Raw genomic sequence first — 9333 nt, forward strand, 5'->3', positions numbered from 1 at the left:
GTTCAGCTCCTGAGGTCGTACGGCGTTGTCGGTGCGGGCGGCGGCGCGTCGAGCGCGGTCAGCTCGTCGCGCAGTGCCCGGTGTACATCCTCGTACACGGCGAGGTGCCCGTCCGCCGGGAGGTGGTCGGCGTCCGCCAGCCGTTCGAGCCCCGCGTCCACCGGGTCGTGGCCGGTGGGGGTGCGTACGAGGCCCAGCGGCGCGGGGCCGCCCGGCTCGGGCGGGGCCTCGGGCACGGCCTGGGGCACGGCCTCGGGCGCTTCGTCGGTCATGCTCCGACGCTACCCCGAAGCGGGCCGCCGCCACGCACGGCTCTGCGGTACGGTCGGGATCACCATGGCGACGATCGAAGAGTGCCGCGGAGCACTCGACAAACTCTCCGACAACCTGGCCGGATCCGACGGGGACGTGCGCGGCGCGGTCGCGCTCGACCGCTCCCTGAGCTGCCACATCACCGATCTGGACCAGACGTTCACGGGCCGCCTCGACGGCGGCCGGATCCGGGTGGACGCGGCCTCGCCGCACCCCGGGCCGCCCCGCGCCAAAGCGGAGATCCGCCTCTCGATGAGCGGCGACGACCTCCTGGCGATGGTCGCGGGCGAGCTGAGGTTCGCGAAGGCCTGGGCCTCCGGCCGGGTCGGCCTGGAGGCCGGCTTCCGCGACCTGCTGCGGCTGCGCAGCCTCCTCTAGGCCGTCGCCGAGGCGGGCTCGACCTCGGCCGGGGCCGGGGCCGCGGGGGTCTTCGTACGGGCCCTGCGCGCGGCCGGGATCACCAGCGGGGTCCCCGTCTCCGGGTCGTCGATGATCTGGCAGCGCAGCCCGAAGACCCGCTCCACCAGCTCGGCGGTGACCACCTCGGCGGGCGGCCCCTCGGCGACCACCTCGCCGTCGCGCATCGCGATCAGGTGCGTGGCGTAGCGGGCGGCGTGGTTGAGGTCGTGCAGCACCGCGACCAGCGTCCGCCCCTGCTCCTCGTGGAGCTCCGCGCACAGGTCGAGCACGTCGATCTGGTGCTGGATGTCCAGGTACGTCGTCGGCTCGTCCAGCAGCAGCAGCGGGGTCTGCTGGGCCAGGGCCATCGCGATCCACACCCGCTGGCGCTGCCCGCCGGAGAGTTCGTCCACGGCCCGGTCGGCGAGTTCGGCGACCCCGGTCGAGGCCATCGACTCCTCGACGATCCGCTCGTCCTGCGGCGACCACTGGCGCAGCAGGCCCTGGTGCGGGTAGCGGCCGCGCGAGACCAGGTCGGCGACCGTGATGCCGTCCGGGGCGATCGAGGACTGCGGGAGCAGGCCGAGCGTCTTGGCCACCTTCTTCGCGGGCATCGAGCCGATCGCGTGCCCGTCCAGCAGCACCTGCCCGGCCGCGGGCTTGAGCATCCGCGACAGGGCGCGCAGCAGGGTGGACTTGCCGCAGGCGTTGGGACCGACGATCACCGTGAAGGAGTTGTCGGGGATCTCCACCGACAGGTTCTCGGCGATGACCCGCTGGTCGTATCCGAGGGTGACGTTCTGCGCGGTCAGCCGCTGCACTTGGGGTACTCCTTGGGTTCCGGCCCGGGTCGCGGGCCGATTCACGGGCTGGTTCACGGGGCGTGCGGCGGGGCGATCGACGCGGCGTGCGCTCATATCCGGCCCGCCTTGCGTTCCGTGACGAGCAGCCACAGCAGGTAGACGCCGCCGACCAGGCCCGTCACCACGCCGACCGGGAGCTGGTCGGAGCCGAAGACGCGCTGCGAGGCCCAGTCGGACAGCAGCAGCAGTACGGCGCCCATGAGCGCGCCCGAGAGCAGGTTCGAGCCGGGCGAGCGGGTCAACCGGCGCGCCAGTTGGGGCGCGGCCAGCGCGACGAAGCTGATCGGGCCGGCGGCGGCGCTCGCCGCCGTGATCAGGACGATCGCCGCGAGCATCAGCAGGATCCGGGTGCGCTCCACCCGTACGCCCAGCGCGTACGCGGCGTCGTCGCCCATCTCCATCATGCGCAGCGCCCGGCCCTGGCCCAGCACCAGCGGGAAGACCACCAGGCAGGTCACGAGCAGCGGCCACACCTGGGCCCAGTCCCGCCCGGCCAGCGATCCGGTCAGCCAGACCATCGCCCGGGAGGCCTCGACCAGTTGGGCCTTCGTCAGCAGGTACTGGATGACGGCGATCAGCATCGCGGAGGCGCCGATGCCGACGAGGACGAGGCGGTAGCCCTGGATGCCCTGCTTGTAGGCGAGCAGGTAGACGACCGCGCCGGTCAGCAGGCCGCCGACGATCGCACCGGTGGCCACCGCGCTCGCGTCGCCCTTGAAGAGGATGATCACGACGAGCGCGCCGACCGCGGACCCGTAGCCGAAGCCGAGCACGTCCGGCGAGCCGAGCGGGTTGCGGGAGACCGACTGGAAGATGCCGCCGGACATCCCGAGGGCCGCGCCGACGAGGAGGGCGACGATCACCCGCGGCAGCCGCAGGTCGTTGATGACGAAGTCGTGGGCGGGGGTGCCGTTGCCGGCCAGGGTCCTGATGACGTCCAGCGGGGCGATCTGGAAGTCGCCGGTCCCGATGAGCAGGACGGCCAGCACCAGCGCGGCGGCCAGCAGGATCAGGCCGACGGCCACGGCGCGCGGCTCCACCCGCAGGGAGATCCCGCCGGGCGTGCGCACCCCCCGGACCTTCCGCGCCGTCGCGCCCTTCACGACGCTCTCGGCGGTCTCGGTCTTCGCGTTCACAGCTGGGCCATCCTCTTGCGCCGGACGAGGTAGATGAAGACCGGCCCGCCGACGAGCGCGGTGACGATGCCGACCTGCAGCTCCGCCGGACGGGTGATGACCCGGCCGATGACGTCCGCGCCGAGCAGCAGGGCCGGCGAGAGCACCGCGGAGTAGACGAGCACCCAGCGCATGTCCGGCCCGGTGAAGAAGCGCACCAGGTGCGGGATCATCAGCCCGACGAAGGTGATGGGCCCGCAGGCCGCGGTCGCCGCACCGCAGAGCAGGGTGATCGCCACCACGGCGGAGATCCGGGTCAGGGTCAGGTTCGCGCCGAGCGCCCGCGCGGTGTCGTCGCCCATCGCCATGGCGTTGAGCGGCCGCCCCAGGCAGAGCGCGAGGACCGCGCCCACCAGGAGGAACGGCGCCACCTGGCGCACGGTCTCCATGTTGGCCGAGGCCAGCGAGCCGACGGTCCAGAAGCGCAGCTTCTCCAGCGCCTTGTTGTCCATGAGCTGTACGGCGTTGATGTAGCCGACGAGCGCGGCGCTGGCCGCCGTACCGGCGAGGGCGAGCCGGACCGGCGTGGCGCTGCGGCTGCCGCCCAGCACGTAGACGACCACGGAGACGACGGCGGCGCCCAGGAAGGCCCACCAGACGAACTCGCTCAGGGTGGACGCCCCGAAGAAGCTGATGGCGGAGACCACGGCCGCCGCGGCGCCCGCGTTGACGCCGAGGATGCCCGGTTCGGCGAGCGGGTTGCGGGTCAGCGCCTGCATCACCGCGCCGGAGAGGCCGAGGCCGAGGCCGACCATCAGGCCGAGGATGGTCCGGGGCACCCGGAGGTCCTTGACCACCACGTCCGCGGGCGTGCCCGTGTAGTGGAACAGGCCGTGCCAGACCTGCTCGAGGGGCATCTGCTTGGCGCCCACGGCGATGCTCGCCAGCGCGATCAGCGCCAGCACCACCAGGGCGGCCAGCAGACCGGCGGCGCGCGCGCCGTGGCGCGGGCGGGGGGCGGCCGTCACGGCCGCGCTCTGTTCGGGGGGACTCTCGACCAACACGCAGGTTAGGTTAGCCTACCCTCCACCTTCTCCAGGTCCCCCGAACGGCCCCTTGCGCGGGTCCGCGTCCCCGAGGAGCGGACCCGCGCCGCGAGCGGCGGACCTACAGGCCCAGCCGGGCCAGCGCCTTGCCCGCGTCCAGGGTGCAGGAGCCCTCCCCCGCGTGCGTCCAGGCCGCCGCGCACAGCGCCCGCAGCCCGTCCAGCGGATCGAGCGGATCGCCCCCCGCGTCCACCCCGTCCTCGTCCGCCGCGCGCAGCTCCAGTACGCCGTCCCGGGCGACCGCGGTCCACGCCCCGCAGCGGAAGCCGTCCCCGGCCCCGACCACCTCGGGCTGCCCGGTCAGCAGCCCCCGCAGGTCCCGGTCCACGTACGTCGGCCGGTACTTCGGCTCCGCCCGCAGCAGCTGCGCCCCGTCCGTCACCCCGGTCAGCACGAGGAGCGAGTCCACCTCCCCGTGGAAGGCGCCCTCGATGTCGGTGTCCAGCCGGTCCCCGACCACCAGCGGCCGCTGGGCCCCGGTCCGCAGGATCGTTTCGCGGTGCATGGGGGGCAGCGGCTTCCCCGCCACCTGCGGCTCCGCGCCCGTGGCGATCCGTACGACCTCCACCGCGGCGCCGTTGCCCGGCGCGATGCCCCGCGCGCTCGGGATCGTCAGGTCGGTGTTGGACGCGAACCACGGCACCCCGCGCGCGATCGCGTACGAGGCCTCCGCGAAGCGCCCCCACGGCATGTCCGGCCCGCCGAAGCCCTGGACCACCGCCGCCAGGTCCTCCTCGTCCGCCGACTCCACCGGCACGAGCCCGCGCTCGCGCAGCGCGACCCGCAGCCCCTCACCACCGATGACCAGCACCTTCGATCCGGCGGGCACCTGATCCGCGATCAGTCGGGCCACCGCCTGCGCCGAGGTGATCACCTCGGCCGCCGCGGAGGGGATGCCCAGCTCGGTCAGGTGCTCGGCGACCGTGTCGGGGGTCCGCAGGGCGTTGTTGGTGACGTAGGCGAGGTGCATCCCCTCGGACCGGGCCGCCAGCAGCGAGTCCACCGCGTGCGCGATCGCCTCGCCCCCCGCGTACACCACCCCGTCGAGGTCCAGCAGGGCCGTGTCGTACGCCTGGTGCAGACTCCGCTCGCTGCCCGCGGGCCTGGTCCTGCTCTGCCGGGTCATCGTGACCGTCCCTTCGTCCCATCTGGCCAGTTCCGTGCTCGTTCTGATCATCCCGCACCTTGAGACGGGACTTACCATGCACCAATGACCACTCTTGGTACCGAGGAACACGGAATGCACGACGGGCTGCGCCTGATGCCATTCCACGGGCTGCGTTACGTCCCGGAGCGCGTCGGCAGCCTCGCCGCCGTCACCTCACCCCCCTACGACGTGGTCGTCCGACCTGATGGACTCCATCACCTCGAATCAGCGGATCCCCACAACATCGTCCGCCTCATCCTGCCGCAGGCCGACACCCCCTCCGCGCGCAACGAACAGGCCGCCCGGACCCTGCACGACTGGCTCGCCGAGGGCATCCTCAGCGCCGATCCGGAACCCGCCCTCTACGTCTACGAGCAGCGCAGGGGCGACATGCTCCAGCGCGGGGTCATCGGCGCGCTCGCCCTGTCCACGGCCGACGCCGGGATCGTGCTGCCGCACGAGGACGTCATGCCGCACGTGGTCACCGACCGCGCCGGTCTGATGCGCGCGACCTCCGCCAACCTGGAACCGCTGCTGCTGACCTACCGCAGCGACGACGGCGGCCCCACCGGGGAGACCGGGGCGGCCGACGTGGTCGAGGCCACCGCCGAGCGCCCGCCGCTGCTGTCCACCACCACCGAGGACGGCTTCTGCCACCGGCTGTGGGCCATAACCGACCCCGCCGAACTGGCCGCCGTCACCGCCGACCTCGGGCACCGCCAGGCCCTCATCGCCGACGGCCACCACCGCTGGGCGACGTACCTGCGCCTCCAGGAGGAGCACCTCAGCCCCACCCCGTGGGACTTCGGCCTGGTCCTGCTCGTGGACACGGCCCGCTACCCGCTCCAGGTCCGCGCGATCCACCGGATGCTGCGCCGCCTGCCGGTCGCCGACGCGCTGGCCGCACTGGAGGGCTCGTTCCGCGTCCGCCGGATCGAGGGCACGCTGGACGAAGCGCTGACCGCCCTCGGCGCGGCCTCCGAGGCCGGCAACGCCTTCCTGCTCACCGGCGACGGCGGCTTCCACCTGGTCACCGACCCCGACCCGGAACTGATCGACCGCACGGTCCGCCACGACCGCCCCGAGGCCTGGCGACGGCTCGACGCGACCGTCCTGCACGCGACGCTGCTGGACGCCCTGTGGCAGGTCCCCGACTCCGCCGAGCACATCATGTACATCCACGACACCGAGGCCACGGTCGACATGGCCGAGCGCAACGGCGGCACGGCGGTACTGCTCCACCCGGTACGCGAGGACGTGGTCCGGGAACTGGCGCGCCAGGGCGTCACGATGCCCCGCAAGTCCACCTCCTTCGGCCCGAAGCCGGCGACCGGGCTGGTCCTGCGCAGCCTGAACTGACCGCGGGTCCGTCGGCCCCGGACCGGCCCCGGACATGAAGAAGGGCGGTACCCCCGAGGGGGTACCGCCCTTCTTTCATGCTTCACGCCGTGCGTCAGGCCTTGTCGCGGCCCGTGTCCTCGGCGGCGCGGTCGAGCTCGTCGTCCTCGACGAGGATCTCGTCGGCGACGTCGGCGTCGGCTTCGGCGCGGGCCATCAGCTCGTCCTCGTCGTCCTCGTCGTCGACCTCGCGGGCCTCGGCCGACTCGTAGGAGTCGTCCTCGTCCTCGTCGCGGACGTCGGACGGCTCGTACTCGTCGTCGTCCTCGTCGTAGTACTCGACGACGCCCTTGTCGTCGGAGTCCTGGACCCGACGGTCCTCGTCGCTGAGCGCGGCGCGGTCGTCGTCATCGTCGTCGTCCATCGCGTCGACGAACTCGACGCCGTCCAGCTCGGCGAGCCGGTCGGACGCGTCGGTCGAGCCGTCCTTGTCGGACTCGATCGTCTTGGCGAACCACTCGCGCGCCTCGTCCTCGCGGCCGTTGGCCAGCAGGGCGTCGGCGTAGGCGTACCGCAGACGGGCGGTCCACGGCTGCACGGTGGCGGAGGCCAGCTCGGGGCTCTGCAGGGTCACGATGGCGGCGTCGAGCTGCCCCATGTCCCGCCGGGCACCGGCCGCGACGAGACGCATCTCGACCTGGCCGGCCTTGTCCAGCTTCTGCACCTCGGGCTCGCCGGCCATCGCCAGCGCCCGCTCCGGACGGCCGAGGCCGCGCTCGCAGTCGGCCATGACGGGCCACAGCTCGACCGAACCGGTCATCCGCTTGGCGGCACGGAACTCGGCGAGCGCCTCGCTGTACTTCTGCGTGGCGTACGCCGCGAAACCGGCGGCCTCACGGACGGCGGCGACGCGCGAGGCCAGCCGCAGCGCGATGCGGGCGTAGGCGTAGGCCTGCTCCGGGTCCTCGTCGATCAGCCGGGCCACCATGACCAGGTTGCGCGAGACCTCCTCGGCGAGACCCTTCGGCAGGCTCAGCAGCTCCTGGCGAACGTCCGCGTCGATCTCGTGACCGGTGACGTCGTCGTCGATCGGAAGGCGCTTGATCGGCTCGCGGTCGCGGTAGTCGCTGTCGCGGTCGTCACGACCGCCACGGAACCCACCACGGTCGCCACCACGGTCACCCCGGTCGTCGCGACGGGGGTAGCTGGGACGGTCGCCGCCACGGTCGTCGCGGCCGCGGAAGCCGCCGCCCTGCGGACGGTCGCCACCACGGTCGTCACGACGCGGGAAGCTCGGACGGTCACCGCCGCGGTCGTCACGGCCGCCACGGAACCCACCACGGTCGTCATCACGACGGGGGTAGCTCGGACGCTCGCCACGGTCGTCGCGACGGAAGCCGCCGCCCTGCGGACGGTCGCCACCACGGTCATCACGACGCGGGAAGCTCGGACGGTCACCGCCGCGGTCGTCACGGCCGCCACGGAACCCACCACGGTCGTCATCACGACGCGGGTAGCTCGGACGCTCGCCGCGGTCGTCGCGACGGAAGCCGCCGCCCTGCGGACGGTCGCCACCACGGTCATCACGACGCGGGAAGCTCGGACGGTCGCCACCGCGGTCGTCACGGCCGCCACGGAACCCACCACGGTCGTCATCACGACGCGGGTAGCTGGGACGGTCGCCACCGCGGTCGTCGCGACGGAAGCCGCCGCCCTGCGGACGGTCGCCACCACGGTCATCACGACCGCCACGGAACCCACCACGGTCGTCATCACGACGCGGGAAGCTCGGACGGCTCCCACGGTCGTCGTCGCGACGGGGGTAGCTCGGGCGGTCGCCGCCACGGTCGTCACGGCGGAAACCGCCGCCCTGCGGACGGTCGCCACCACGGTCATCACGACGCGGGAAGCTCGGACGGTCGCCACCGCGGTCGTCGCGACGGAAACCGCCGCCACCACCCTGCGGGCGCCCACCACGGTCGTCATCACGACGCGGGAAGCTGGGACGGTCGCCACCGCGGTCGTCGCGACGGAAACCGCCGCCACCACCCTGGGGACGCCCGCCACGGTCGTCATCGCGACGGGGGTAGCTCGGGCGGTCGCCACCACGGTCGTCACGGCGGAAACCGCCGCCCTGGGGACGGTCGCCACCACGGTCATCACGACGCGGGAAGCTCGGACGGTCACCGCCACGGTCGTCACGGCGGAAACCGCCGCCCTGCGGACGGTCGCCACCACGGTCATCACGACGCGGGAAGCTCGGACGGTCGCCACCACGGTCGTCGCGACGGAAACCGCCGCCACCACCCTGGGGACGCCCACCACGGTCGTCATCACGACGCGGGAAGCTGGGACGGTCGCCACCGCGGTCGTCACGGCGGAAGCCGCCGCCCTGCGGACGGTCGCCACCACGGTCATCGCGACGCGGGAAGCTCGGACGGTCGCCACCACGGTCGTCGCGACGGAAACCGCCGCCACCACCCTGCGGGCGCCCACCACGGTCGTCATCGCGGCGCGGGTAGCTGGGACGGTCGCCACCACGGAAGCCGCCGCCCTGCGGGCGGTCGCCACCACGGTCGTCACGACCGCCACGGAAGCCACCGCGGTCGTCATCGCGGCGGGGGAAGCTGGGACGGTCGCCGCCACGGTCGTCGCGACGGAAACCGCCGCCACCACCCTGGGGACGCCCACCACGGTCGTCACGACGGAACCCGCCGCGATCACCACCGCGGTCGTCACGGCCCCCGCGGTAGCCGCCCCTGTCACCGCCGTCGTTACGACGAGGCTCGCGCTCCGGACGATCGTCGGGAGAGTTGGACATGGGTGTGACTCCTGTCTTCGGGGTACCGCTAGTCATTCTTGCGCAACCAACCCATGGCCGCGCTTCGGCGCAAATCGAATAAAAACAAAAAGGACCCTTGGTCCAGCGTTGAACGCTGGACCAAGGGTCCTTTGAAAGATTGTTCGGCGGCGTCCTACTCTCCCACAGGGTCCCCCCTGCAGTACCATCGGCGCTGAAAGGCTTAGCTTCCGGGTTCGAAATGTAACCGGGC

At 72.8% G+C, this 9333-nt stretch carries 8 protein-coding genes, 1 rRNA gene and 1 pseudogene; 2 read left to right on the forward strand and 8 right to left on the reverse strand.

From position 1 onward, the window contains the following. Nucleotides 1-2: 2 nt before the first annotated feature. Nucleotides 3-272 (reverse strand): hypothetical protein, encoded by a 270-nt coding sequence (locus ACFWAR_RS21255; RefSeq protein WP_385779334.1) that lies wholly within the window; start codon nucleotides 270-272, stop codon nucleotides 3-5. Nucleotides 273-336: 64 nt separating this feature from the next. Between ACFWAR_RS21255 and ACFWAR_RS21260 the strand changes: the two genes are divergently transcribed. Then, nucleotides 337-690 (forward strand): SCP2 sterol-binding domain-containing protein, encoded by a 354-nt coding sequence (locus tag ACFWAR_RS21260; RefSeq protein ID WP_354384088.1) that lies wholly within the window; start codon nucleotides 337-339, stop codon nucleotides 688-690. On the opposite strand, the gene ACFWAR_RS21265 is transcribed toward ACFWAR_RS21260, so the two are convergent. From ACFWAR_RS21265 to ACFWAR_RS21280, 4 genes are all read right to left on the reverse strand, one after another. After that, the gene (locus ACFWAR_RS21265; RefSeq protein WP_385779336.1) at nucleotides 687-1532 is read right to left on the reverse strand and encodes an ABC transporter ATP-binding protein; all 846 of its coding nucleotides are present in this window, start codon (nucleotides 1530-1532) and stop codon (nucleotides 687-689) included. The genes ACFWAR_RS21260 and ACFWAR_RS21265 overlap by 4 nt on opposite strands. Nucleotides 1533-1624: 92 nt before the next feature. Continuing rightward, nucleotides 1625-2710: a FecCD family ABC transporter permease gene (locus ACFWAR_RS21270; RefSeq protein WP_385779338.1), complete on the reverse strand. Its 1086-nt coding sequence runs from the start codon at nucleotides 2708-2710 to the stop codon at nucleotides 1625-1627. Continuing rightward, nucleotides 2707-3753: a FecCD family ABC transporter permease gene (locus ACFWAR_RS21275; protein ID WP_385779340.1), complete on the reverse strand. Its 1047-nt coding sequence runs from the start codon at nucleotides 3751-3753 to the stop codon at nucleotides 2707-2709. The genes ACFWAR_RS21270 and ACFWAR_RS21275 overlap by 4 nt, the downstream gene beginning before the upstream one ends. Nucleotides 3754-3856: 103 nt before the next feature. Beyond that, nucleotides 3857-4921 (reverse strand): HAD hydrolase-like protein, encoded by a 1065-nt coding sequence (locus tag ACFWAR_RS21280; protein ID WP_385779351.1) that lies wholly within the window; start codon nucleotides 4919-4921, stop codon nucleotides 3857-3859. A gap of 84 nt (nucleotides 4922-5005) precedes the next feature. Between ACFWAR_RS21280 and ACFWAR_RS21285 the strand changes: the two genes are divergently transcribed. Further along, nucleotides 5006-6301 (forward strand): DUF1015 family protein, encoded by a 1296-nt coding sequence (locus ACFWAR_RS21285; protein WP_385779342.1) that lies wholly within the window; start codon nucleotides 5006-5008, stop codon nucleotides 6299-6301. 94 nt (nucleotides 6302-6395) lie between these two features. Here ACFWAR_RS21285 and ACFWAR_RS21290 read toward each other — a convergent pair whose 3' ends face one another. From ACFWAR_RS21290 to rrf, 3 genes and pseudogenes are all read right to left on the reverse strand, one after another. Beyond that, nucleotides 6396-7385 carry a tetratricopeptide repeat protein gene (locus ACFWAR_RS21290; protein ID WP_385779353.1) on the reverse strand — a complete coding sequence of 330 codons (990 nt, stop codon included), beginning with the start codon at nucleotides 7383-7385 and terminating at the stop codon, nucleotides 6396-6398. A gap of 639 nt (nucleotides 7386-8024) precedes the next feature. Then, a pseudogene (locus ACFWAR_RS21295) lies at nucleotides 8025-9059 on the reverse strand (hypothetical protein); the annotation flags it as partial. Between the two features lie 183 nt (nucleotides 9060-9242). Beyond that, nucleotides 9243-9333 (reverse strand): 5S ribosomal RNA (gene rrf / locus ACFWAR_RS21300); the annotation flags it as partial.

Origin of the sequence: Streptomyces sp. NPDC059917, assembly GCF_042730635.1 — a bacterium.
Lineage (GTDB): Bacteria > Actinomycetota > Actinomycetes > Streptomycetales > Streptomycetaceae > Streptomyces.